This window comes from Qipengyuania citrea, assembly GCF_024171405.1.
GTDB classification, from domain to species: domain Bacteria; phylum Pseudomonadota; class Alphaproteobacteria; order Sphingomonadales; family Sphingomonadaceae; genus Qipengyuania; species Qipengyuania profunda.
This window is the reverse complement of sequence record NZ_JALJZT010000002.1, coordinates 323,576-346,840: the sequence shown is the minus strand read 5'-3', so window position 1 is coordinate 346,840 and position 23,265 is coordinate 323,576. Positions and strand designations below refer to the sequence as shown.

The 23,265-nt window shown below is 64.4% G+C and carries 23 protein-coding genes and 1 tRNA gene; 17 read left to right on the top strand and 7 right to left on the bottom strand.

Annotated elements, in window-relative coordinates; all coding sequences use genetic code 11:
* The first annotated feature begins 3 nt into the window (after window positions 1-3).
* Window positions 4-525 (top strand): peroxiredoxin-like family protein, encoded by a 522-nt coding sequence (locus J2S32_RS02550; RefSeq protein ID WP_253515618.1) that lies wholly within the window; start codon window positions 4-6, stop codon window positions 523-525.
* A gap of 4 nt (window positions 526-529) precedes the next feature.
* Here the strand turns inward: J2S32_RS02550 and J2S32_RS02545 are convergent, their stop codons facing one another.
* A complete protein-coding gene (locus tag J2S32_RS02545; protein WP_253515617.1) occupies window positions 530-982 on the bottom strand; it encodes a universal stress protein in 453 nt (150 codons plus the stop codon).
* A 131-nt stretch (window positions 983-1,113) separates the two neighbouring features.
* On the opposite strand from J2S32_RS02545, the gene J2S32_RS02540 reads away from it, so the two are divergent.
* The 6 genes from J2S32_RS02540 to J2S32_RS02515 all read left to right on the top strand — a co-directional run bounded on the left by J2S32_RS02540 (window position 1,114) and on the right by J2S32_RS02515 (window position 6,989).
* Window positions 1,114-2,436: a pyruvate dehydrogenase complex dihydrolipoamide acetyltransferase gene (locus tag J2S32_RS02540; RefSeq protein ID WP_253515616.1), complete on the top strand. Its 1,323-nt coding sequence runs from the start codon at window positions 1,114-1,116 to the stop codon at window positions 2,434-2,436.
* Window positions 2,433-2,846 (top strand): hypothetical protein, encoded by a 414-nt coding sequence (locus J2S32_RS02535; RefSeq protein ID WP_253515615.1) that lies wholly within the window; start codon window positions 2,433-2,435, stop codon window positions 2,844-2,846. The genes J2S32_RS02540 and J2S32_RS02535 overlap by 4 nt, the downstream gene beginning before the upstream one ends.
* Complete coding sequence (locus J2S32_RS02530; protein WP_253515614.1) at window positions 2,839-3,216, top strand: acyl-CoA thioesterase; 378 nt, start codon at window positions 2,839-2,841, stop codon at window positions 3,214-3,216. The genes J2S32_RS02535 and J2S32_RS02530 overlap by 8 nt, the downstream gene beginning before the upstream one ends.
* A gap of 230 nt (window positions 3,217-3,446) precedes the next feature.
* Window positions 3,447-4,862, top strand: a complete 1,416-nt coding sequence (gene lpdA / locus J2S32_RS02525; RefSeq protein WP_253515613.1) for a dihydrolipoyl dehydrogenase — start codon at window positions 3,447-3,449, stop codon at window positions 4,860-4,862.
* Between the two features lie 37 nt (window positions 4,863-4,899).
* Window positions 4,900-6,759, top strand: a complete 1,860-nt coding sequence (locus tag J2S32_RS02520; RefSeq protein ID WP_253515612.1) for a cation:proton antiporter domain-containing protein — start codon at window positions 4,900-4,902, stop codon at window positions 6,757-6,759.
* A 44-nt stretch (window positions 6,760-6,803) separates the two neighbouring features.
* Window positions 6,804-6,989 (top strand): hypothetical protein, encoded by a 186-nt coding sequence (locus tag J2S32_RS02515; RefSeq protein ID WP_253515611.1) that lies wholly within the window; start codon window positions 6,804-6,806, stop codon window positions 6,987-6,989.
* 10 nt (window positions 6,990-6,999) lie between these two features.
* Here the strand turns inward: J2S32_RS02515 and J2S32_RS02510 are convergent.
* Window positions 7,000-7,089 (bottom strand) — tRNA-Ser (locus J2S32_RS02510).
* A 126-nt stretch (window positions 7,090-7,215) separates the two neighbouring features.
* On the opposite strand from J2S32_RS02510, the gene J2S32_RS02505 reads away from it, so the two are divergent.
* The 10 genes from J2S32_RS02505 (at window position 7,216) to mazG (ending at window position 16,123) form a co-directional block, all read left to right on the top strand.
* The gene (locus J2S32_RS02505; RefSeq protein WP_253515609.1) at window positions 7,216-8,238 is read left to right on the top strand and encodes a lytic murein transglycosylase; all 1,023 of its coding nucleotides are present in this window, start codon (window positions 7,216-7,218) and stop codon (window positions 8,236-8,238) included.
* Window positions 8,222-9,217, top strand: coding sequence for an SPOR domain-containing protein (locus J2S32_RS02500; protein WP_253515607.1), 996 nt, complete (start codon window positions 8,222-8,224; stop codon window positions 9,215-9,217). The genes J2S32_RS02505 and J2S32_RS02500 overlap by 17 nt, the downstream gene beginning before the upstream one ends.
* A 63-nt stretch (window positions 9,218-9,280) precedes the next feature.
* Complete coding sequence (locus tag J2S32_RS02495) at window positions 9,281-10,411, top strand: D-alanyl-D-alanine carboxypeptidase family protein (RefSeq protein ID WP_253515605.1); 1,131 nt, start codon at window positions 9,281-9,283, stop codon at window positions 10,409-10,411.
* Window positions 10,408-11,046, top strand: coding sequence for a dTMP kinase (tmk, locus tag J2S32_RS02490; protein ID WP_253515604.1), 639 nt, complete (start codon window positions 10,408-10,410; stop codon window positions 11,044-11,046). Before J2S32_RS02495 ends, tmk begins: the two co-directional genes overlap by 4 nt.
* On the top strand, window positions 11,046-11,996 hold the full coding sequence (locus J2S32_RS02485; protein ID WP_253515603.1) for a DNA polymerase III subunit delta': 951 nt from the start codon (window positions 11,046-11,048) through the stop codon (window positions 11,994-11,996). Before tmk ends, J2S32_RS02485 begins: the two co-directional genes overlap by 1 nt.
* On the top strand, window positions 11,989-13,548 hold the full coding sequence (metG, locus tag J2S32_RS02480) for a methionine--tRNA ligase (RefSeq protein ID WP_253515602.1): 1,560 nt from the start codon (window positions 11,989-11,991) through the stop codon (window positions 13,546-13,548). The genes J2S32_RS02485 and metG overlap by 8 nt, the downstream gene beginning before the upstream one ends.
* Window positions 13,548-14,324 (top strand): TatD family hydrolase, encoded by a 777-nt coding sequence (locus tag J2S32_RS02475; RefSeq protein WP_253515601.1) that lies wholly within the window; start codon window positions 13,548-13,550, stop codon window positions 14,322-14,324. Before metG ends, J2S32_RS02475 begins: the two co-directional genes overlap by 1 nt.
* On the top strand, window positions 14,321-15,088 hold the full coding sequence (locus J2S32_RS02470; protein WP_253515600.1) for an MBL fold metallo-hydrolase: 768 nt from the start codon (window positions 14,321-14,323) through the stop codon (window positions 15,086-15,088). Before J2S32_RS02475 ends, J2S32_RS02470 begins: the two co-directional genes overlap by 4 nt.
* Window positions 15,085-15,252, top strand: a complete 168-nt coding sequence (locus J2S32_RS02465) for a hypothetical protein (protein WP_253515599.1) — start codon at window positions 15,085-15,087, stop codon at window positions 15,250-15,252. Before J2S32_RS02470 ends, J2S32_RS02465 begins: the two co-directional genes overlap by 4 nt.
* Window positions 15,253-15,358: 106 nt before the next feature.
* Window positions 15,359-16,123, top strand: coding sequence for a nucleoside triphosphate pyrophosphohydrolase (gene mazG, locus J2S32_RS02460; RefSeq protein ID WP_253515597.1), 765 nt, complete (start codon window positions 15,359-15,361; stop codon window positions 16,121-16,123).
* On the opposite strand, the gene hflX is transcribed toward mazG, so the two are convergent.
* The 5 genes from hflX to ntrC all read right to left on the bottom strand — a co-directional run bounded on the left by hflX (window position 16,120) and on the right by ntrC (window position 23,259).
* Window positions 16,120-17,415: a GTPase HflX gene (gene hflX, locus J2S32_RS02455; protein WP_253522881.1), complete on the bottom strand. Its 1,296-nt coding sequence runs from the start codon at window positions 17,413-17,415 to the stop codon at window positions 16,120-16,122. The two genes, mazG and hflX, sit on opposite strands and share 4 nt — an antisense overlap.
* A gap of 17 nt (window positions 17,416-17,432) precedes the next feature.
* Window positions 17,433-17,972, bottom strand: coding sequence for an RNA chaperone Hfq (hfq, locus tag J2S32_RS02450; RefSeq protein WP_253515594.1), 540 nt, complete (start codon window positions 17,970-17,972; stop codon window positions 17,433-17,435).
* Between the two features lie 167 nt (window positions 17,973-18,139).
* The gene (gene ntrX / locus J2S32_RS02445) at window positions 18,140-19,525 is read right to left on the bottom strand and encodes a nitrogen assimilation response regulator NtrX (RefSeq protein WP_253515593.1); all 1,386 of its coding nucleotides are present in this window, start codon (window positions 19,523-19,525) and stop codon (window positions 18,140-18,142) included.
* Between the two features lie 6 nt (window positions 19,526-19,531).
* A complete protein-coding gene (locus J2S32_RS02440; protein WP_253515592.1) occupies window positions 19,532-21,763 on the bottom strand; it encodes a sensor histidine kinase in 2,232 nt (743 codons plus the stop codon).
* A gap of 83 nt (window positions 21,764-21,846) precedes the next feature.
* Complete coding sequence (ntrC, locus tag J2S32_RS02435) at window positions 21,847-23,259, bottom strand: nitrogen regulation protein NR(I) (protein ID WP_253515591.1); 1,413 nt, start codon at window positions 23,257-23,259, stop codon at window positions 21,847-21,849.
* Window positions 23,260-23,265 lie beyond the last annotated feature (6 nt).

Below are 23,265 nucleotides of genomic sequence, written 5' to 3'. Positions count from 1 at the left end.
TTCATGACCCAGCTTATCCCCGGCCAGACCGTCCCCGATCTCGACCTGCCGCTCACCATCGATGCGCGCTTCGAACTGTCGAAGCAGCAGCCCGAAGCGTTCACCATGCTGGTGTTCTATCGCGGCAAGCATTGCCCGATCTGCAAGAAGTACCTTACCGAGCTGAGCGGCAAGCTCGACCAGTTCACCGACAAGGGCATCAAAGTCTTCGCGGTGTCGATGGACAGCCCCGAGCGCGCCGCGGTCAGCCATGAGGAATGGGACACGGGCGACGTCCCGCTGGCGCATTCGCTGAGCGAGGACAAGGCGCGCGAATGGGGCCTCTACATCAGCGAAAAGCGTGACGGCAGCGAGGAACCCGACATCTTCTCCGAGCCGGGGCTGTTCCTGGTCAAGCCCGATGGCACGCTGCATTTCGCCGTGGTCCAGAACGCGCCGTTCACGCGGCCCGATCTCGATGACCTGCTGAGCGGTATCAGCTTCACGCTGGACAAGGATTATCCCACCCGCGGCACACTGACCTGATCGCTCAGGCGAGGCGGTCGATGTCTTCGCGGCTAAGCCCGCCGGGGACGAGATAGAGCGGGCAGGGCAATTGCCCCGCATGCGCCGCGAAATGCGTCACCAGCGGGCCCGAGCCGCCCTCGGCATGCGTCGCCAGCACCAGCGCGGCGATATTGCCGTGCTCGTCGATATATTTGCGGATGACATCGGCGGGTGATCCCGGCCGCACCGCGATAGTGGGCATCTTCCCGCTTTCGGCGAAGATGTTGCCCGCGGCGGAATTGGCCATCACCTCGGCGCGTTCGCGCGCTTCCTGTTCGATCGTCGCCTGGACTCCGCCGAAGGCGTTGAAGGTCTGCTGCGGCACGAGCGCGAGGATATGCACCGATCCGCCGGTTTTTTGCGCGCGCAGCGAGGCAAACCGCAGCGCCTGCTTGGCCTCCTCGGTCTCGTCCATCACGACAAGGTATGTGCGCATAATTGCTCCCCGATCCTTGCGCGCGGGTTACCCGTAAATTCGTATTCTGCGCAAGGACCTTGCAGCGCAGAGGCATCTTCGGCAGAGGTCGCGGCACAACTCTCTCCCCAGCGAGGACGTAACGTCAGACCATGCCCACGCCGATCAAGATGCCCGCCCTGTCGCCCACCATGGAGGAGGGCACGCTCGCCAAATGGCTGGTAAAGCCGGGGGACAAGGTCGAGGCCGGCGACATCATGGCCGAGATCGAAACCGACAAGGCGACGATGGAATTCGAAGCGGTCGATGAAGGCACGATTGCCAGCATCGCAGTCGAGGAAGGCAGCGAGGGCGTAAAGGTCGGCACCGTGATCGCGATGCTCGCCGAGGAAGGCGAGGATCTCGACGAAGCGGCCGCTGCCGCGCCGGCGGATACGGCAAGCGAAGCGGAAAGCGAGACAGAAGCCACCCCCGCTAAGTCCGAAAAAACGGACGTCGTCCCAGCGAAAGCTGGGACCGCCGACAGCTCCGCGCAACCGAAAGCGACCCCAGCTTCCGCTGGGGCGACGGACAAGGATCGCATCATCGCCTCACCGCTTGCGCGCCGGATCGCCGAGCAGAAGGGCGTCGATCTTGCGGAGGTGACCGGCTCCGGCCCGCGCGGCCGGATCATCAAGGCCGATGTCGAAGGGCTCGAAGCCGGGGCGGCCCCCGCCAAGGCCGAAGCGTCCGCGCCCGCAGCCAGCGCGCCGCCCAGGCCCGCGACGCTCGGCGGCGATCTCGATGCGCCTTATGAAGCGACCAAGCTCAACAATGTCCGCAAGGTCATCGCGCGCCGCCTGACCGAAGCCAAGCAGACGATCCCGCATATCTATCTCACTGTCGATGTGCGGCTCGATGCGCTGCTCGACCTGCGCAAGCAGCTCAATGCCAGCCTCGAAGCCGATGGCGTCAAGCTCTCGGTCAACGACCTGCTGATCAAGGCGCTCGCTCGCGCGCTCCAGCGCGTTCCGGCATGTAATGTCAGCTTCCAGGGCGACGAGCTGTACCAGTATTCGCGCGAGGATATCTCGGTCGCGGTCGCCGCGCCCTCGGGCCTGATCACCCCGATTATCCGCGATGCGGGCAGGAAGGGTCTCGCGCAGATCAGCACCGAGATGAAGGAACTGGCGACCAAGGCGAAGGACAACAAGCTGCAGCCGCAGGAATACCAGGGCGGCACCGCCAGCCTGTCCAATCTCGGCATGTTCGGCACCAAGCAGTTCGACGCGGTGATCAACCCGCCGCAGGCGATGATCCTCGCGGTCGGCGCAGGCGAACAGCGCCCGCATGTGATCGACGGCGCATTGGGCGTCGCCACGGTGATGAGCGCCACCGGCAGCTTCGACCACCGCGCCATCGACGGCGCCGACGGCGCGCGGCTGATGGAAGCCTTCCAGCAGCTTTGTGAGAACCCGATGGGGCTGGTGGTTTGAAAATTCTGGTCAAAATCGGCCGCTTCTTCCTCGTAGCGGCGGCACTAGCGATGGTGATGCCGATCTATTTTCTGATCCTCTTGGCACTCGACGGCGAAAGCCCTCCTTTCGAGCTTTACATGCTTGCGTTTGGCATCACTTTTCCTTTGGCCTGCACTGGGGGGCTCGTGTTTGGTCTGCCGGCGTGGACTCTTGCCAAAAATATGAACTGGCACGAGGATATTTGGAAGGTTCTTGGTCTCGGTGCGATAGCAGGGATACTGTCGGTATCCCTGCTATTCCTCTTTTCGACGCCCGACCTGTTTTCTCTGGTCATGGGACCACTTCTTGGTTTGCCAGCTGGGCTTCTGTCCGCAGCACTGTGGTATGTCCTTCATGCTGATGATCGACAGCAGATCGAAAATGACTGACCGCTTCCCCCAAATCCGCATTACGGCCATGCCGACTGACCTCAACCCCTATGGCGGGGTATTCGGCGGGTGGCTGATGAGCCAGATGGCGCTCGGCGCAGGGTCGCTTGCGAGCCGCGAGGGGAAGGGCAAGGCGGTGGTCGTCTCGGCAAGTGATTTCGCCTTTCCCGGCGCGATGCGGGTGGGCGACGAGTTGTCGGTCTATTGCGATATCGCCGCAACCGGCACCACCTCGCTCACCATCACTGCCGAAGCGATCGGGCGCGAGCGTAATGGCGAGGCCGAAACCCGAGTGGCGCAAGGCACGTTCAAATTCGTCCTGCTCGACGAAAACGACCGGCCCCGCGCGGTGGCGGAGCGGTGGGCTTGATAGGAATGTCGGAGCCCCCTCTCCCCACCCCCTCTCCCGCGAGGGGAGAGGGGCTATGAGCGCTGTCCTACAGGCCCGGGCCCATGCGATACGCACCCGCATGAGCCGTACTCATTCCCCGCTCCGGACCGCCGCAATTCGCGGTCCCGCGCGCCACGGATTTTCTTCGCCTGGACCGTGTAATACCCGGTCCATGTCTGCGACCAAACGAGAGATTACAGAGACGAATCATGGCTGACACCAAATACGACGTCATCGTGCTCGGCAGCGGCCCGGGCGGCTATGTCGCGGCGATCCGCTGCGCGCAGCTGGGGCTCAAGACCGCCATCGTCGAACGCGAACTGCTCGGCGGGATCTGCCTCAACTGGGGCTGCATCCCGACCAAGGCGCTGCTGCGTTCAGCCGAGATCCTGCATTATGCGCAGCACGCCAAGGATTACGGGCTCAAGATCGCAGGCGCGATCGAGGCCGATCTCGAGGCGGTGGTCAAGCGCAGCCGCGGAGTGGCGAAGCAGCTCAACCAGGGCGTCACGCACCTGATGAAGAAGAACAAGATCGCGGTGCATATGGGCGAGGGCACGCTGACCGGCCCCACCAGCCTGACCGTGAAGGGCGAGAAGGGCGAGGAGAAGCTCACCGCCAAGCATGTGATCGTCGCCACCGGCGCGCGCGCACGCGACCTGCCCTTCGCCCCGGCGGACGGCGAACGCGTATGGACCTACCGCCACGCGATGACGCCCAAGGAAATGCCCACAAAGTTGCTGGTAATCGGCAGCGGCGCAATCGGGATCGAGTTCGCCAGCTTCTACAACGACATGGGCGTCGACGTGACCGTGGTCGAAATGCTCGACCGCGTGGTGCCGGTCGAGGACGCGGACGTCTCCGCCTTCCTCGAGAAGAGCCTGACCAAGCAGGGCATGACGATCATGACCGGCGCGGGGGTCGAGGACCTCAAGGTCACCGCCAAGGGCGTGACCGCCAAGATCAAGGACAGCAAGGGCAAGGTAACCGAGACCGAGTTCAGCCATTGCATCACCGCGATCGGCATCGTGCCCAACACCGAGAATGTCGGGCTGGAAAAGCTGGCCGAAATGGACCGCGGCTTCATCCAGATCGACGATTACGGCCGCACCAAATCGAAGGGCCTGTGGGCGATCGGCGACTGCACGCCGGGCCCGTGGCTGGCGCACAAGGCGAGCCACGAGGGCGTCACCACAGCCGAAGCCATCGCCAAGGAGCTGGGCAATAAGGACGTCCACCCGCACCCGCTCGACCGCGCCAACATCCCGGGCTGCACCTATTGCCGCCCGCAAATCGCCAGCGTCGGACTGACCGAGGCGAAGGCGAAGGAAGCGGGTCACGCAGTGAAGGCGGGCACCTTCCCCTTCATCGGCAACGGCAAGGCGATCGCGCTGGGCGAGGCCGAGGGCTTCGTGAAGACCGTGTTCGATGCGAAGACCGGCGAACTGCTCGGCGCGCATATGATCGGCGCCGAAGTCACCGAGATGATCCAGGGCTTCGTCGTCGGCAAGACGCTCGAGACCACCGAGGCCGAGCTGATGCAGACGGTGTTCCCGCATCCCACGATCAGCGAATCGATGCATGAGAGCGTGCTTGCGAGCTATGGCCGCGCGCTTCATATCTGAGGCCTGACACGCGCCGCGGCGCGAGGGGGATGACAGCGTGACCGGTTTCCTGATCCTGGCTTTCCTGATCCTCCTGGCCGGGGTCCTCGCGGTGCCGCTGGCCACCCGCCTCGGGCTTGGCTCGGTGCTCGGCTACCTGCTTGCAGGCATGGCGATAGCGCCGCTGCTCGCAGCGCTGTCGGTCGATGTCGAGGCGCTGCAGGTGTTCGCCGAATTCGGCGTGGTGATGATGCTGTTCATCATCGGGCTCGAAATGGAACCCAAGCGGCTGTGGGCGATGCGCGGCAAGCTCGCCGGACTCGGCGGCGGGCAGGTGGTGCTGACCACGCTGGTGCTGACCGGTATCGCGCTGCTCGCCGACCAACCCTGGCAGACCGCGCTGGCGGTCGGCATGGTCCTCGCGCTGAGCTCGACCGCGATCATCGTCCAGACGCTGACCGAAAAGGGGCTGATGCGCACACAGGGCGGCGAGGCCAGCTTCTCGGTGCTGCTGGTGCAGGATGTCGCAGTCATCCCGATCCTCGCGCTGGTGCCGCTGCTCGCGCTGCCCGAGCTTGCGTCACTGGCCACAAGTCACGGCGAGGGCGGGGCGCATGGCGGGATCGACCTCACCGCGCCCATGTCGATCTGGGTAGCGGCGGCGACCCGCGTAGGCGCGGTTGCGGCGGTGATCGCGATCGGCATCTTCGCGATCCGCCCGCTGTTCCGCTACATCGCCCGCGCAAATCTGCGCGAACTGTTCACCGCCGCCGCGCTGGTGGTGGTGATCGGGATCGCGTTGCTGATGTCGCTGGTCGGCCTCTCGCCCGCGCTCGGCGCCTTCATCGCCGGCGTGGTGCTTGCGACCAGCGAGTACCGCCACGAGCTCGAAAGCGACATCAACCCGTTCAAGGGGCTGCTGCTGGGCCTGTTCTTCATCACCGTGGGGGCGGGGATCGACTTCGGCCTCGCCGCGACGATCTGGGATTCGGTGCTGTTCTGGGCCGCGGTCACCATTGCCGCCAAGATGGCGGTGCTGCTGGTCGTCGGCTGGCTCTACGGGCTGCGGCGGCAGGCGCTGTGGCTGTTCTGCCTCAGCCTCCCGCAGGCGGGCGAGTTCGCCTTCGTGCTGATCGCCTTCGGCGTCGCCAATGCGGTCTTTGCCCCCGAGTTCGCGGCCCAGCTCTTGCTCATCGTCGCGTTGACCATGCTCGTCACCCCGCTGTTGTTCATCGCCTATGACAAACTGATCGCACATGCCTATTACGCGGGGCAGCGCGACCGCGAGGCCGATGCGATCGACGAGGACAACCCGATCATCATCGCCGGGCGCGGGCGGGTCGGCGGGATCGTCGACCGGATGCTCGATGCCTCGGGCCACCGCGCCACGGTGATCGACTACAACAGCGAGCATCTCGAGGTCCTGAAGAAGTTCGGCGTCTCGACCTATTACGGCGACGCCACCCGGCCCGACCTGCTCGCCAGCGCGGGGATCGAACGCGCGCGTATCCTCGTAGTAGCGCTCGACGAGCGCGAGCAGATCGACAAGCTGGTGCGCTATGCCTGCGCCAACTTCCCGCAATTGCACGTCGTCGCGCGCGCGAAGGACCGCGACCATGTCTATCACCTGTGGGCGATGGGCTGCCGCGACATCGTGCGCGAAACCTATGACAGCAGCCTGCGGATGGGCCGCTCGGTCTATGAGGCGCTGGGCTTCGATCGCCAGTCCGCCATCGCCATGGTGGAGGCCTTCGAGACGATGGACCGGACCTCGATGCGCGAGGTGGCCGATACCTACCGGCTCGACATCCCTGCCTACGAGAACGAGGAACTGCTCGCCAAGATCAGGGAACTCAAGGCCGAATGGGACCCCAAGCTGCGCGAGGCGATGGACGAGATCGCCGCGCGGGGCCGCTAGACGCAACTTGTCGGCATGACGGGCGTTGGTGGGAAAAGGAGACCATGATGACCATTCCCGAACGCGATACCCCGCAAGCCCAGGACGACGCGGCGCAGGACGCCGATGACAGCAAGACGATCAAGGATCACAAGGCATTGCAGAACCAGTCATCGATCGATCCGGAGGACTATCCGAAGGGCGATCGCAAGGCCCAGTCGCTGGTCCGCAAACCGGGCGACAAGGACTGACCGGGGATCGTGGCGGAGAGGGTGGGATTCGAACCCACGAAGGGCTTGCACCCTTGCCGGTTTTCAAGACCGGTGCATTCAACCGCTCTGCCACCTCTCCGCGAGCGCGGCGCTAGCTAGTCAAATCGCCGCGGCTTGTCACGCATTTCCAGGAACAGGGACGGGAGGTTTCCCGTAAACGACGAATGACACTTGCCGTTCAGCTTCGCTCTGCGACAATCAGCGCATGATTTTCCGACGCTTGCTCGCTGCCCTCGGGGCCATCGCCCTTTCGCTTCCCGCCATCCCCGCCCAGGCGCAGGAGGGCTTGAGCTTCGACGCCTACCTCCAGCTGCTCATGGCGCGGGCCAGGGCCGAAGGGGTGGGCGAGGGCACGCTCCAGCGTATGACCGCGGGGCTCGCGCCCAATTACCGGGTGATCGAACTCGATCGCGGCCAACCCGGCGCGCCCACCAGCACGGGCTATCCGCCGCTCGCGCCATACATCGCCTCGCATGTCGATGCGGCGCGGATTCGCGGCGGCCGTGACGCGCGCGCAAGCTGGTCGGGATCGCTGCGCGCGATAGAGCGCGAATATGGCGTCCCCAGCGAGGTTCTGGTCGCGATCTGGGGGCATGAAACCGCTTATGGCGCGGTAAAGGGCGGGTTCGACCTGTCGCAGGCCTTGGCAACACTCGCGTGGGAAGGGCGCCGCCGCGAGCTCTTCTCGAGCGAGTGGGTCGCTCTGATGAAAGTGGCCGACAAGGGTTATTCACGCTCCGAACTCAAGGGCAGCTGGGCGGGCGCCTTCGGCAATCCGCAATTCCTGCCTTCGGTCTATCTGCGGCTGGCCGCCGACGGCAATGGCGACGGGCGCGCCGACATCATGAACAACGGCGCCGATGCGCTGGCCTCGATCGCGAACTACTTCCGCGATGCCGGGTGGCGCACCGGCCAGCCCTGGGGTGTGCGCGCTTACCTGCCCTCGGGCTTCGATGTCGCTGCGCATCGCACGCGCATCGTCGCGCCGGTGTGTTCGCGGGTCCACGAGCGGCACAGTGTCTACAAGACCGTGGCCGAATGGCGTGCATTGGGCGTCCAGCCCCAGCGCGCGCTCGACGAGAATACACTCGTCACGCTGTTCCAGCCCGACGGTCCGGGAACACCGGCCTGGCTCTTAACCTCGAATTATCGGGTGATCCTCGAGTATAATTGCTCGAACTATTACGCGATGAGTGTAGGGCTGCTGGCAGATGAGATTGCCAATTAGGATATCGTTCGCCTCGGTCGCGGGTCTCGCGCTGCTCAGCCTCGGCGCCTGCGCCAGCACTGCGCAGACTGCTTCCCGTCCGGTGGAGCGTTCGATCGCGAACGGACCGGCGGCGGATTATCCGGTGGTGGTCGGCGATCCGTTCACGGTGGACGGTGTCACCTACACCCCGGTCGACACGATGAATTACGACCAGGTGGGCTATGCCACCGTCGACGAGCCCGGCGCTGCGGGCGTCACGGGCGCGCACCGCACATTGCCGCTACCCAGCTATGTCGAGATCACCGCGCTCGATACGGGACGCACCGTGCTCGTCCGGATCGAACGGCGCGGACCGATGACCAACGACCGCCTCGTCTCGCTTTCCGAAGCGGCTTTGGCGCAGCTGGGCATTGGCGAAGGTGCGCCGGTGCGGATGCGCCGGGTCAATCCGCCCGAAGAGCAACGCGCGCAGCTGCGCGCCGGGGGCGAGGCACCGCCGAGGATGGATACGCCTGCGGGCCTGCTCGAAGTGCTCAAGCGGCGTTTGCCCGAACGCGGTTCGGCGCCGCTGGGGGATGCAAGGCAGGCACAGGTCAGTGGCACCGCGCCGGTTCCCGGCGCTATCGCCACGCTCGACCCCGACGAGGAAGCTGCGGTGGCCCCGACCCAGGACGATCCCGATAGCTCGCCGGCTCCCGCCGAAGATAGCGCGGTTACCCGCCCCGAACTGCCGATGGCGGTCGAGGGCGGCCCAGCGCGTGCACCGCTGATGGTCCCGGTGACCGCGGATGGGACCTACACGGTCCAACTCGGGGCCTTTTCGGTCCGCGCCAATGCCGACCGGCTGGCGCGCGAGGTCCAGGGCTATGTCGAGACCAGCGGCAATCTCGCGCTTGTCCGGGTCGGCCCCTTCGCCACCCGTGGACAGGCGGAGCAGGCGCTCGCCAAGCTGCGCGAGCGCGGTTATAGCGACGCGGAAATACGTTCACTCGATTGATACGCCGCGGCTCTCGCCCGGCCGGGAGCACACTTGCGTAATTGCCTGAATTCGCTGGCTGTATTGGCAACAGCCCTTGTCGCTTCACCGCTCGGTGCACAAAGCGCACCGGGCGCGCGGATCCCGCCCGCAGAGAATGCGCCGATCGCCTATCTGCTCGACGCGTCGAGCGGGCAGATCCTCTACGCGCGCGATATCGACCGCCGCTTCATGCCCGCCTCGATCACGAAGGTCATGACGACCTTCCTCGCCTTCGAATGGATGGAAGAGGGGCGGCTGTTCCCGCAGCAGGTCTATGGCGTCCGGCCCGACACCTTCCGCAAGTGGCACCGCAAGGGATCGACCATGTTCCTGCCTGCCGATGCGCGGGTGACGGTCGACGATCTGCTCCACGGCGTAACCACCGTTTCGGCCAATGATGGCGCCGTCGTTCTTGCCGAAGGCGCTGCCGGATCGGTCGAAGACTGGGTTGCCGCGATGAATGCCAAGGCGCGCGATATCGGCATGGCGGATAGCCATTTCGGCAATCCCAATGGCTGGATGGACGACGGCAAGACCTTCGTCACCGCGCGCGATCTGGGGACACTGGCGCAGGCCATGGTGACCCGCCACCCGACGAAATACCGCCATTTCGTCGGTGCGAAGGGCCTCAAATACAACGGGATCGAGCAACGCAACCACGACCCCATCATCGGGGTGGTGCCGGGAGCGGACGGGATCAAGACCGGCTACACCAACCAGGCGGGGTTCGGCTTCCTCGGCTCGGCGCAGCGCGACGGGCGGCGGCTGGTCATGGTCGTCGCGGGCAGCCCGGGTGGGCGGGAGCGCAATGCGGCCTCGCGCCAATTCATCGAATGGGGTTTCCAGCATTTCGATAGCCGTGTGCTGTTCACCAATGGTGCGCGCATCGCCAGCGCCCGCGTGCAACAGGGCGGGGCGGGCGAAGTCGGGCTGACCGCGGCGGGGCCGGTGCGGATATCGGTGCCCAAGGGAACCGAGCCCGAGGTTTCGCTGGCGCTGCGCTATGAAGGCCCGTTGCAGGCGCCGATCGCCAAGGGCGAGGAAGTCGCCGAACTGATCGTCTCGATCGAGGGCATGCCCGACCACCGCGTCCCGCTCGTCGCCAGCGAAGAGGTGCTCGAGGCAACCATGCTCCAGCGCGTGTTCAATGCCATGCGGAGCTGGGTCGCTTGACCCGCGGGACATTCATCGCCTTCGAGGGCGGGGAGGGCATGGGCAAATCCACCCAGGCGCGCCTGCTTGCCGAGCACCTGCGCGAACAGGGCCATGAAGTCGAACTGACGCGCGAACCGGGCGGTACGCCGGGCGCCGAAGCGATCCGCGCCCTGCTTCTCGCGCCGCCGGGCGAGGGCTGGACGCTTGAGGCCGAAGCGCTGCTGTTCGCCGCTGCTCGCGCCGACCATGTCGCACGCCGGATCAGCCCTGCGCTCGATGCCGGCGCCTGGGTGGTGTGCGACCGCTTTCTCGATTCGAGCCGCGCCTACCAGGGGATGGCCGGGGGGCTCGGAGACGCCAGTGTCACAGCGTTGCACGAAATAGGCAGCGCAGGCCTGCTGCCCGATCTGACGATCGTCATCGACGTCCCGCCGGCAGATGTCGCAGCACGTCTTGTGCAGCGCGATGGGGCAACCAGCGATGCGATCGGCGGACGCGCGGCGGACTATCACGCTTCGGTCAATTCAGCGTTCCTGAAGTTTGCGCGCAGCGAACCCGGACGCTTCGCGATCGTCGATGGCAATGGGACGGTCGATCAGGTCCACCAGCGCGTTCTCGGTGCCATTAAGCGGCACTTAGGGACAGCTTGCTGATGCTGCTCGGTCACGAGACCGCCTGGCGCGAATGGCGCGAAGCGCTCGGCGGGGAGCGGATGCATCATGCCTGGCTGCTCGCCGGTCGCCGGGGGCTTGGTAAAGCCAGCTTCGCGCTGGCCGCGGCGCGCGCGCTGGTCGGCGCCGGCGAGGGGGATCCAGCGCACCATCCCGACATCCACACGCTGACCTACGGGCCCAAGGACGACAAGGAAGAGCGCAAGCGCGCCGATGGCAAGCCTTTTGAGCAGGCGCGCAGTATCCGTATCGCGCAAATCCGCGCCATGCAGACCCGCCTCAGCACCCGCCCGACCCTGGGCGAGCGCCGCGCGATCATCATCGATCCCGCCGACGACCTCGAGCGGAACGCCGCCAATGCGCTGCTCAAGAGCCTCGAGGAGCCACCGGTGGGCACGTTCTTCCTGCTGGTCGCGCACAGTCCCGCACGCTTGCTCCCGACGATCCGCTCGCGCTGCCGGGTGCTGCGCTTCCCGACTGTTGCCGATATCGACATGGATCGCCTGCTCGCGGATCTGGCCCCCAACGCAGACGATCTGACACGCGCGGCGGCCATTGCCGCCGCAGCCGGATCGCTCGGCGCAGCGCTCCAGTTCGTCGACATGGAACTCGGCAAGGTCGCACAGGCAATGCGCAACATTCTCGACCGCGGCGATCCAGATTTCCAGCTGCGCGGCACGCTCGCCGGGCTGATCGGCGCAAGGCCCGACCGCGACCGGATCCGTGCGGTGCTCGAACTGGCGCGCTCGGTAGTCGCGCAGCGGCTCGACCCCAGCCTCGCCGATCCGCGTCCGGTGATCGATACGCATAGCGAGCTGGTCCGGCTCACGGGCGAACAGCCAACCTATAATTTCGACGCCGGATTGCTCGCGATGGAAATCGGCACCTTGCTCGCCAACGCCGCTACGGCTAGCGAGCGGGCCGATGGCTGAACCCTATTATCTGACGACCGCGATCCACTATCCCAATGGCAAGCCGCATATCGGCCATGCCTATGAGACGATCGCGGCCGACGTAATCGCCCGCTTCCAGCGCCTGCAAGGGCGCGAAGTACGCTTCCAGACCGGCACCGACGAACACGGGCTGAAGATGGCGCAGAAGGCGCGCGACCTGGGCGTTACCCCGCGCGAATTGGCCGACGAAATGTCCGGACATTTCAGGGAATTGTTCGATATTTTGAACATTTCCTATGATCGCTTCATCCGCACGACCGATGCCGATCACCACCGCGCGAGCCAGGCGATCTGGCAGGCGATGGAAGCCAAGGGCGATCTCTATCTCGATCGCTATGAGGGGTGGTACTCGATCCGCGACGAAGCCTATTACGACGAGAAGGAACTGGTCGAGGGCGAAGGCGGGCAAAAACTGTCGCCGCAGGGCACGCCGGTCGAATGGACCGAGGAAGTAACCTGGTTCTTCCGCCTGTCGAACTATGCAGAGGCCTTGCTCGAATTGCTCGCAACACCCGGTTTCATCGAGCCGGCGAGCCGCCGCAATGAAATGATCGCCTTCGTCGAGCGCGGATTGCAGGACCTATCGGTCAGCCGGACGAGCTTCGACTGGGGCGTGAAGGTTCCGGGCGACGACGCGCATGTGATGTATGTCTGGGTCGATGCGCTGACCAATTACATCACCGGTGTCGGCTATCCCGATGGCGGTGAGATGTGGGAGAAATTCTGGCCCGCCGATTTGCACCTGATCGGCAAGGACATCGTCCGTTTCCACACGATCTACTGGCCCGCCTTCCTGATGAGCGCCGATTTGCCGCTGCCGAAGAAGGTGTTCGGACACGGCTTCCTGCTCAATCGCGGGGTGAAGGAATCGAAATCGGCGGGCAATGTCACCGACCCGATGGAACTCGCAGAGACATTCGGCGTCGATGCACTGCGGTACTTCCTCATGGCCGAGGTCACCTTCGGGCAGGATGGCAGCTATTCGGCAGAAGCACTTGTAAACAAGGTGAATGCCGAACTGGCCAACAGCTTCGGCAACCTTGCCCAGCGCACGCTTTCGATGATCGCCAAGAACATGGACGGCAAGCTCGAGAGCTTCGCCCCGGCAGCAGACGACAAAACGTTGCTGGCCAAGGTCGGCGAAGCCTGCGCCGAGATTCTGCCGCGCGAATTCGAGAGCCTCAACTTCTCGGTCGGGATCGAGGCATGGCTCAAGGCGGTTTATGCCTGCAATGCCTATGTCGACGAACAGGCGCCCTGGGCGCTCAAGAAGACCGATCCCGAACGCATGAAAGCCGTGCTGCAAACGCTGTTCATCGCCATTCGCGACCTCGCGATCGCTATCCAGCCAGTGGTCCCCGAAAAGGCCGGTGCAGTGCTCGATCAATTGGGAATTGCGGGTGACCGGCGGAACTACGCCGATCTCGCCGATACGGCATGGTTCGAAGGGCTCGCGGCTGCGGGCCACACGATCGACAAGCCGACTCCCGTCTTCCCGCGGCTCGAGCTGGTGCAAGAGGAGGCAGCCTGATGCTTGTCGATAGCCATTGCCATCTCGAATACGAAGGTCTGGTCGAAGATCAGTCCGCCGCGCTCGACCGCGCGCGCGGGGCAGGGGTCGAGGCCTTTCTCAATATCTCCACCAAGCGGGCCGAATGGGATCAGGTCGTCGGGACCGCGCAGGCAAAGGCGGATGTCTTCGCCAGCGTGGGTATCCATCCCCATAACGCCGACGAACACCTCGACCTGACCCGCACCGAATTGCTCGAAGCCACGCGCGATTCCAACGTCATCGGGATCGGCGAGACCGGGCTCGATTATTATTACGACCATTCGGACCGCGCAGCACAGCAGCGCCTGTTCCGCCTGCACATCGACGTCGCGCGTGAAGTGCAGCTTCCCGTAATCATCCATACCCGCGATGCGGAGGAGGATACGCTGGCGATCCTCGAGGACGAGCTGGGGAAGGGGGCCTTCCCCGCGCTGATCCACTGCTTCACCGCCTCCGCCGAATTCGGCGAGCGGGTGCTTGACCTCGGCCTGTCGGTCTCGATCTCGGGGATCGTGACCTTCAAGAATGCGAAGGACTTGCAGGCATTCGCCAAGGATATCCCGCAAGACCGGCTGCTGGTCGAAACCGACAGCCCGTTCCTCGCGCCCGTACCGCACCGCGGCAGGCCATGCGAGCCGGGCTTCGTCCGCGATACGGCGCAATTCCTTGCCGATCTGCGTGGGGAAAGCCTTGAGAGCCTGGCGGACTATACGACACGCAACTTCTACGCGCTCTTCAGCAAGGCGGCCGCGTGAAGGTACTGATGCTCGGCTCTGGCACCTCCACCGGGGTGCCGCGGATTGGCAATGACTGGGGTGAGTGCGATCCCGCCGAACCGCGCAACCGGCGCTCGCGCGTGTCGGTGATCGTCGAAAACGACGCCGGCCAGAAGATCCTCGTCGACACCTCGACCGATTTGCGTGCGCAATTGCTCGGCAACAATATCGAGAAGGTCGATGCGGTGTTCTGGACGCATGACCATGCCGACCATTGTCATGGAATCGACGATTTGCGCGTCATGCGCTACGACCGCAGCAATCCCTTGCCGGGTTTCGCCAGCAGCGTGACCTGCGAGCGGCTGCGGCGGCGGTTCGATTATGTCTTCGAAGGCCAGTTCGGTTATCCGACGATGGTATCGCTCAAAGATATCAACGATGTTCAACTGGTTGCGGGCTTTTCCTTCGACCATGTCGAAATGCCGCACGGACCGGTGACGAGCACGGGTTTTCGCTTCGACGCGGACGGCAAGTCAATCGTTTATGCGACTGATTTCAGCGAGATAACGCCTGCGATGGTCCGCTGCTTCGCGGGCGCCGACATCCTCGTGGTGGATTGCCTCCGCAGGCGGCCGCATCCCACGCATGCGCATCTCGACATGGCGATCGATCTCGCGCGCAAGGCGAAGGTCAAACGCACCGTGCTGACGCATATGGACAAGAGCATGGATTACCGCAGCCTGTGCGCGGACGTGCCGGATCATGTAACGGTCGGTTTCGACGGACTGGTGATGACCGCGTGAACGAACACCAGATTGTCTCGCTGATTTCGCTGACAGGCTTCCTGGTCCTGGTTGCCGCCGGGTTTCGGGCGCACGAGGTCGGCTGGAGGAAGGGGTTTTTCATGGCGGGCGCGTGGGCGGGTATATTCGCGGTCGTGATCCTGTTTATCGATCTGGCCCGCTAGACTACCCTTAATTTAACATAATATGTATTATCACACTGACATTCTTGCCGTGGAAGCCGCCAGAGGAGCCCTTCCGATTGCTACCCCTCGGCGGTAAGTCTTGACCATGTCCAAGCAAACCGACCGACTCCTCGCCATCATGGCACGCCTGCGCGATCCGCAAACCGGGTGCGAATGGGACACGGCGCAGAATTTCGCGACCATTGCGCCGTATACAATCGAGGAAGCGTATGAGGTCGCCGATGCGATCGAACGCGGCGACATGGACGATCTGCGCGGAGAGCTTGGCGACCTGCTGTTCCAGGTCGTCTTCCACGCGCGCATGGCCGAGGAAGCCAGCAGCTTCACCTATGCCGATGTCGCGCGCGATATCTGCGACAAGATGGAGGCGCGGCATCCGCATATCTTCGGCAATGAAGGCGGCGTCATGGAAGACAGCCGCTGGGAAGATCTCAAGGCGGCCGAGCGTGAAGTATCGGGTGCGACCAGCGCCATGGACGGCGTTGCCAAGGCTCTGCCGGCCTTGCTCCGCTCGCACAAGCTACAGAAACGCGCGGCGCGCGTCGGGTTCGAATGGCCCGATAGCGCGGGCCCGCTCGAAAAACTGAAAGAAGAACTGGCGGAACTTGATCAGGCCCAGACCGACGAGGAACGCCTGCTCGAAGCCGGCGATGTCCTCTTCGTCGCGGTCAATATCGTGCGCCGCTACGGCGTCGATCCGGAACAGGCCTTGCGCGCCTCCAACGCCAAATTCGAACGCCGTTTCAAGGTAATGGAACAGCTTGCCGAGAACGAAGGTGAGGATTTCACCGCGCTCGATCTCGATCGGCAGGAAGAATACTGGCAGCGCGCCAAGCGCGAAACCGGCTAGGCCAGCGCCTCGTACTGCCCCAGTTCCTTGGGGTTGAGCCTTACGGTGATCTGCCGCGAACCGCCGTCCTCGCTCTCGATGTCCTCGATCACTTCCCCATGCGCGTGGAGCCAGGCGATCCGGCGTCCATCGCCCGCCGGAACTTCGAAGGTGCGCAGCGCGGCATTTCGGGTCAGCATCTCACCCAGGCGTTCGAGCAGAAGGTCCACCCCCTCGCCGGTCAACGCCGATGTGGTGACGATATCCTCATTCGCCTCGGCCTGGGCGGCCAATTCCTCGGCCAGGGTAGGCTCAAGCTGGTCCCATTTGTTCCACACTTCGAGGATCGGGATCGAGGATGCCTCCCCTTCCCCCTCGATCACATCGAGATCGCGCAGGATCTGCAACACCTGCGCTTTTTGCGCAGCGGTCGAGGGGTTGGAAATATCGCGGATGTGGCAGATGACATCGGCCGAGGTGACTTCCTCTAGCGTCGCGCGAAAAGCGGCGACCAGCTGCGTCGGGAGATCGGAGATGAAGCCCACCGTATCCGACAGGATGGCCTTTTCCACCCCCGGCAGGGTGATCGCGCGCATGGTCGGGTCGAGCGTCGCGAACAGCAGGTCTTCCGCCATCACCGCAGCCCCGGTCAGGCGGTTGAACAGCGTCGACTTGCCTGCATTGGTATAACCGACCAGCGCCACCACCGGCCATGGCGCACGTTCGCGCCGCTCGCGATGCAACCCGCGCGTCTTGCGGACCTGTTCGAGCTCCTTGCGCAGCCGCCCCATCCGCTGGCGGATCATCCGGCGATCGGCCTCGATCTGGGTTTCACCCGGACCGCCGAGGAAGCCGAAGCCACCGCGTTGGCGTTCAAGGTGGGTCCAGCTGCGCACGAGGCGGCTTTGCTGGTAATCGAGATGCGCGAGTTCGACCTGCAACCGGCCTTCGGCAGTCGCCGCACGCTCGCCGAATATCTCGAGGATTAGTCCGGTCCGGTCGATGACCTTGCGCGCGAGCTTTTCTTCCAGATTGCGCTGCTGGATCGGGCTCAGCGCCCCGTCCACGACGACAAGCTCGGCCTCGTTCTGCTCGCAGGCGATGCGGATATTGTCGACCTGCCCCGCCCCGAACAGCAGGTTCGGGCGCACTTCGCGCACCGGCAGCACGAAGCTGTCGGCAATGGCAATGCCGATCGCCAGCGCCAGCCCCTCGGCTTCGGCAAGCCGCGACTGCGCGTCGAGATCATAGGCCATCCCGCGGATGTCCGGGCACACCACCAGTGCCCGCGCCCCGCGCGAAACCTCGCCCATCAGGTCATCGTCGAAGCTCAGTTTTCGTCTTCTTCCCACTCCTCGGTCAGATCGACCGGAGTGGCTGGCTGGATCGTCGACACGGCGTGCTTATAGGCCAGCTGGACGTAGCCGTCGCGCTCGAGCAGCATGCAGAAGAGGTCGTAAGCGGCGATCCGCCCCTGGAGCATGACCCCATTGACGAGGAACATGGTCACCTGGGCTTCGGCCTGGCGCACCCGGCTGAGGAAAACGTCCTGCAACAGGCGCTGCTTGGCGGAGGAACCCTGGCTGGCGAATTGCGTGGTATCGACCGGCTGCGAAGGCATGATCGTGCTGATCGCATGCTTGTAGACAAGCTGCGACTGGCCATCGCGGCGCAGCAGGATCGAGAAATTGTCGAACCACGTGACGATGCCCTGAAGCTTGACGCCCTTGACCAGAAACATGGTCACCGGAGCCTTGTTCTTGCGGAGCAGGTTGAGGAAGGCGTCCTGCAGGTTGGCAGGGCGGCTTGCCGGGCCCGTTTCGGGCGATTTTGGGCGCGGTCGTGCCGAAAGTGTTCGATCGCCGGACATGTACTTTTCCCGTTTTTGGCAGCCCGTGGAAAGGCCGCAATCTGGGCGCCCACCACGCCCGAGTGTATCCGCAAATCTTCGCGGACCCGCCTATTGTGGAAGACAATCCCAAGTAGCGCAACGGATTCCTTGTTTTGTCAGACAATGCCCAACTTTCGCGGGACGCGTCAGTTCTTCCGCTCCGGTCCCTTGCGCTCGACCATACCCAGCAGCTTGAGTTTGCGGTGCAGCGCCGAGCGTTCCATCCCGATGAAGTTCGCGGTCTTCGAGATATTCCCCGAAAACCGGCGGATCTGCACGGTCAGATATTCGCGTTCGAAATTCTCGCGCGCTTCGCGTAGCGGGGCGCCCATCATCGCCCCCACTCCGCCGCTGCCGCCGGCCTTGCCGCCAAGCACTTCTTCGGGAAGCATGTCGACCTCGATCCGTTCAAGGCTGTCGCGCGGGGTCAGGATGATCGTGCGCTCGACCACATTGCGCAGCTGGCGCACATTTCCAGGCCAGTCATAGGCTTGGAGTGCGGCCATCGCCTCTTCGCTGATCGTGGGTGGCCGCAGGCCCTGCTCGGTCGCATAGCGGGCAAAAAAGCTGTCGGCGAGCGCCGGGATGTCGTCGCGCCGCGCGGCCAGCGAGGGGACTTCCACCGGAACGACGTTCAGCCGGTAGAACAGATCCTCGCGAAAGCGTTTCTCTTCCATTTCACCCGCCAGATCGCGCGAGGTCGAGGAGACGACGCGCACATCGACGCCGATCTGCCGTGTCCCGCCGACACGGACGAAACTCTGCTCGGTCAGGACACGCAGGATGCGGGCCTGCGTCGACAGCGGCATGTCGGCCACTTCGTCGAGATACAGCGTGCCCCCATCCGCGGTTTCCAGCAGTCCCGGGCGGACCAGCTTGCCATCGGCTTCCTCGCCGAACAGTTCCTCTTCGAACCGCTCGGGCGTAATCCGCGCAGAATTGACAATGACGAAGGCCTTGTCCGTCCGCGAGCTCCAGCTGTGGAGCAGGCGCGCGGCGACCTCTTTGCCGGCGCCGGCAGGACCGGTCACCAGTACCCGGCTCCCTGTGCTGGCGACCCGCTTGAGCGTGGCGCGCACGGCGTTGATGACCGCCGAGTTGCCGGTGAACTCGTCGCCCTGCCCCTGGTTCTCGCGCAGGCGCGTGTTCTCGCGGCGCAGGCGTTCGGTCTCGGTGGCACGCTCGACCAGATGCAGGAGGCGCTCGGCCTCGAACGGCTTCTCGATGAAATCGACCGCGCCGCGGCTGACCGCGCTGACCGCAGTGTCGATATTGCCGTGGCCCGAAAAGATGATCACCGGCAGGTCAGGCTCGCGTGCCTTGATCGCGTCGAGCACCTCCAGCCCGTCCATCGGGCTGCCGTGCAGCCACACGTCGAGCAGGACCAGGCTCGGCCGCTTGTCGTCGATCGCCTCGAGCGCCGAGGTGCTGTCGCCCGCGGTGCGGCATTCATAGCCCTCGTCGCTCAGCACTCCGGCAACCAGTTCGCGGATGTCGCGTTCGTCGTCGACGATGAGAATATCCAGCGCCATGCGTCCCTATCCTTCTTTTTTCATGCTTGTCTGCGCGTCGCCATCGAGGGCGAGCGGATCGCGTGCGAACCGCATGGTCACGCGCGTGCCCCCGGTTTCGACCGAGGTGAATGTCATTTCGCCGCCGTGTTCCTCGACGATCTTGTTGACGATCGCGAGCCCGAGGCCGGTGCCCTTCTCGCGTGTCGTCACATAGGGTTCGAGGATGTTCACGCGGTCCTGCGGCAGGCCGATGCCATTGTCCTCGATCGACACGGTGACGTCCTCGTCCCCGGGTTCGACCTCGACCGTGATCTTGCCGCGGTAATCGACATCGGCAGTGTGCGCCTTCGCCTCGATCGCCTCATAGGCGTTCTTGAGCGTATTGGTCAGCGCTTGCCCCAATTGATGCCGGTCACACTGGATCCGCACTGGGGGGGCTGCAGTGGTGTGGAAGCGGTAATCCACGTTCTGATGCGCCACTTCCTGCAGGAACAGCGACTGGCGGATAAGGTCGATCGCATCCTCAGTGCGGAAGGTCGGCTTGGGTAGCCGCGCGAAGCTGGAAAACTCGTCGACCATCTTCCGCAGGTCGCCGACCTGCCGCACGATCGTATTGGTAAGCTCGTCGAACAGCTCGCCGTCGATTTCGATCTGCTTGCGATAGCGCCGCTTTAGGCGTTCGGTCGCGAGCTGGATCGGCGTTAGCGGATTCTTGATCTCATGCGCGATCCGCCGCGCCACATCGGACCAGGCGGCCTGACGCTGGTCGAGCAATTGGCGGGTGATGTCCTCGAAGGTGATCACATGGCCATCGCTTTCGGGGCCGATCTTGACCGCCAGCGTAAGCAGTTCGCCATTGCGACTGTGCGAGATGACCCCTCGCGAGAGCCCCGCACGGACCATCGCACCAATCTGCGGGGCAAGCTCGTCGAGGGTCTCGGGCAGGTGCCCTTCCCCGGTCTCGTTGCCGAGCATCGCCTGCGCGCCGGCATTCATCAGCAGGACGTTGAGATCGGCATCGACCGAGATAATTCCGGCACTGACCGATTCCAGCACCGCCTCGATGAAGCTGCGGCGCTCTTCCAACTCGGTATTGGCTGAGAGCAGCGCGTCGGTCTGCTTCTCGAGCTGTGCGGTCATGCGGTTGAAAGCGCGGTTGAGCAGGCCGATTTCATCCGCCCCGGTGCGCCCTTCGACGCGCAGCGCGAAATTGCCCGCCCCCACCTTGTGCGCCGCCGCCACCAGCTCGGTCAGTGGCTCGACCTGGCGGTCGGCAAAGCGCAGCGCAAACCACACTGCGAGGCCAACCAATGCGAGCGAAACGAAGAACAGCGCCAGATTGAACCGCAGCTGCAGCGCGCGCGCCCGTTTGGTCAGTTCGTCATAGGCGGTCGAGATCGAGCGCGCCGATTGCCAGCTGCGGAACGAGCCTGCTTCCGCATTGCGCGCAGTATAGAGGTAGATCCCGGCGGCGCGATCGATCGGTGCGACCGCTTCGATCCGCTCGGCGCTGCCGCGCACCGCCACCTGTTCGCCGCTCGACAACCGCTCCAGCGAGTTCTGCGCGAAGGCGCGCGGGTCGCTGGTTTCATTGAGACCGTAAACCACCGCGGTGCGCATCGAACCATCGGGCATCGCCTGCAGGATGGCGCTCTCGATCACATCGCGCGGTTCGGCCTGGTATTGATAGACGAGCGCAAAATTGGGATCGGTCACTTCGACCCGGCCGAGGATAGCGCGCATGTCCATCGCCATCGAGATCGTCTCATTGCCGAGATCGAGCTGGTTCTCCTCGTAATATCCTTCGGCCAGTTGGTTGGCATTCTCCATCAGCCCGCGCGAATTGTCCGAGAACCAGAAGTCCACCCCCGACTGGAACAGGAAGGCAGCGAAGCCCGCGACCAGCAGCGTCGGCACCGCCGCGATCAGCGAGAAGAAGAACACCAGCCTGACATGCAGCCGCGCCGTGCTTCCGGCTGCACGCTTCAGCGCCACGCGCCGGCCCGCCAGCACCAGCAGCGCCATGGCGGGAATAAGCGTGCCGATAAGCAGACCTGCGACCTGACGCGATGGCAGCAATGCACCATCGGGCGGCGCATTGGTGAAAGTGGCCCAGGTGCTGGCCACCATGATCAGGAAAGCAACCGCTGCAGTGACTTCGATATAGCCAAACAGGTTCTGCCGCCGCGAGGTAACCACGAACCTGCGCCACCAGCGCGGTATCTGCCGCCTTGTTCCTGCTATGCTTGTCGTCATCGTGGCGCACATACAACGGGACTGTTGCAAAGTTGCAAGTGCAAATTCGATCAGTTGTGGACGGCAGCGGATGGATGTCGACGCTATCGCCTGCGGGTGAAGGTTTCCGGCGCGATGTCGAGCTCTGAAAGTCGCTTGCGCAAGGTGTTGCGGTTGATACCCAGCAGGCGCGCCGCGCGAAGCTGATTGCCCTCGGTCCGTTCGAGCGCCATTTCGAACAAGGGCTTCTCGAAGGCAGCAAGCGCGGCGTGATAGACCGCGCCATCCGCCGGGCGGGCCGCGTCGACCCACGCCTCGACCGCGGCCTCGAAACCATGCTTGTTGCTATCGTCCGCATCGGTCCGGGCGGTTGGGAGCACGTCTTCAACCGCCGCGCGGTCGATCGTGTCGTCGCGCGCCATCAGCGCAAGCCGGAATGCCGCATTGCGCAATTCGCGGACATTGCCGCGCCATGCCCGTGCCTTGAGCGCTTCGATCCCATCGGCACTCGCCTGGCGAAGCGGAAGCCCCTCGCCCGCCGCCTGGCCGAGGAAGTGGCGCACCAGGGCGCCGATGTCTTCCGGGCGTTCGCGCAGCGGCGGCAAATGGATCGGGACGACGTTGAGCCGATAATAGAGGTCTTCGCGAAACCGGCCGTCGGCAATCATGGGGGCAAGATCGCGATTGGTCGCTGCGACGATGCGCACATCGACGCCGATTTCCTGCCGTCCGCCAACCCGCCGGATCCGTCCCGACTGGAGCGCGCGCAGCAAGCGGGTCTGCGCTTCGGCGGGCATATCGCCGATCTCGTCGAGAAACAGCGTGCCGCCATTGGCCTGCTCGAACTTGCCGATCTGCTGGCTCACCGCGCCGGTAAACGCGCCGCGCTCGTGCCCGAACAGCTCGCTTTCGAGCAGATCGTGCGGGATCGCCGCCATATTGACCGCAACGAAGGGTCCGGTCTTGCGCGAGCCCAATTGGTGGATCGCCTCGGCAACCAGTTCCTTGCCCGTCCCGCTTTCGCCGGTGATCAGCACGGTAAGATCGTTGCGCAGCACGCGGGTGATCATGCGGTAGACGCCCTGCATCGCAGGACTGCGCCCGATCAGCGGCAGCGCGCTATCCTCGGCCTCCTCCTCGCGTTCCCCTGACGGACGATTGGCGACCGCCTGCGCCACCGCCTGCGTCAGTTCATCGAGGTCGAAGGGCTTGGGGAAATATTCGAACGCATCGCTGTCGCTCGCACGCACCGCCGTATCGAGCGTGTTTTGCGCGGACAATACGATGACCGGCATGGCTGGGGCCAGCCTGCGCACGGTGTCGATCGATGCCAGTCCGTCGCCGTCTTCCAGCATCACGTCGGTGAGCATCACGTCGAAGCGGTTGTCGGCCAGCAAGGCATCGCGCCGCGCTATGCTCTCGCAGGCAGTAACATCGAAGCCGTCCTCGCGCAGCGCCTCGGTAATCACCGTCGCGATGCCCTTGTCGTCCTCGACCAGCAGAACACTATGCGCCATCGTTCT

Coding starts and splice junctions, on each gene's coding strand:
- J2S32_RS02540 (WP_253515616.1), top strand. CDS start 1,114: ATGCCCACGCCGATCAAGATGCCCGCCCTGTCGCCCACCATGGAGGAG.
- J2S32_RS02545 (WP_253515617.1), bottom strand. CDS start 982: ATGCGCACATACCTTGTCGTGATGGACGAGACCGAGGAGGCCAAGCAG.
- J2S32_RS02485 (WP_253515603.1), top strand. CDS start 11,046: ATGCTGCTCGGTCACGAGACCGCCTGGCGCGAATGGCGCGAAGCGCTC.
- J2S32_RS02530 (WP_253515614.1), top strand. CDS start 2,839: ATGACTGACCGCTTCCCCCAAATCCGCATTACGGCCATGCCGACTGAC.
- hfq (WP_253515594.1), bottom strand. CDS start 17,972: ATGTCCGGCGATCGAACACTTTCGGCACGACCGCGCCCAAAATCGCCC.
- ntrX (WP_253515593.1), bottom strand. CDS start 19,525: ATGGCGCTGGATATTCTCATCGTCGACGACGAACGCGACATCCGCGAA.
- metG (WP_253515602.1), top strand. CDS start 11,989: ATGGCTGAACCCTATTATCTGACGACCGCGATCCACTATCCCAATGGC.
- J2S32_RS02440 (WP_253515592.1), bottom strand. CDS start 21,763: ATGACGACAAGCATAGCAGGAACAAGGCGGCAGATACCGCGCTGGTGG.
- lpdA (WP_253515613.1), top strand. CDS start 3,447: ATGGCTGACACCAAATACGACGTCATCGTGCTCGGCAGCGGCCCGGGC.
- J2S32_RS02550 (WP_253515618.1), top strand. CDS start 4: ATGACCCAGCTTATCCCCGGCCAGACCGTCCCCGATCTCGACCTGCCG.
- J2S32_RS02515 (WP_253515611.1), top strand. CDS start 6,804: ATGATGACCATTCCCGAACGCGATACCCCGCAAGCCCAGGACGACGCG.
- J2S32_RS02500 (WP_253515607.1), top strand. CDS start 8,222: ATGAGATTGCCAATTAGGATATCGTTCGCCTCGGTCGCGGGTCTCGCG.
- hflX (WP_253522881.1), bottom strand. CDS start 17,415: ATGGGCGAGGTTTCGCGCGGGGCGCGGGCACTGGTGGTGTGCCCGGAC.
- mazG (WP_253515597.1), top strand. CDS start 15,359: ATGTCCAAGCAAACCGACCGACTCCTCGCCATCATGGCACGCCTGCGC.
- J2S32_RS02505 (WP_253515609.1), top strand. CDS start 7,216: ATGATTTTCCGACGCTTGCTCGCTGCCCTCGGGGCCATCGCCCTTTCG.
- J2S32_RS02475 (WP_253515601.1), top strand. CDS start 13,548: ATGCTTGTCGATAGCCATTGCCATCTCGAATACGAAGGTCTGGTCGAA.
- ntrC (WP_253515591.1), bottom strand. CDS start 23,259: ATGGCGCATAGTGTTCTGCTGGTCGAGGACGACAAGGGCATCGCGACG.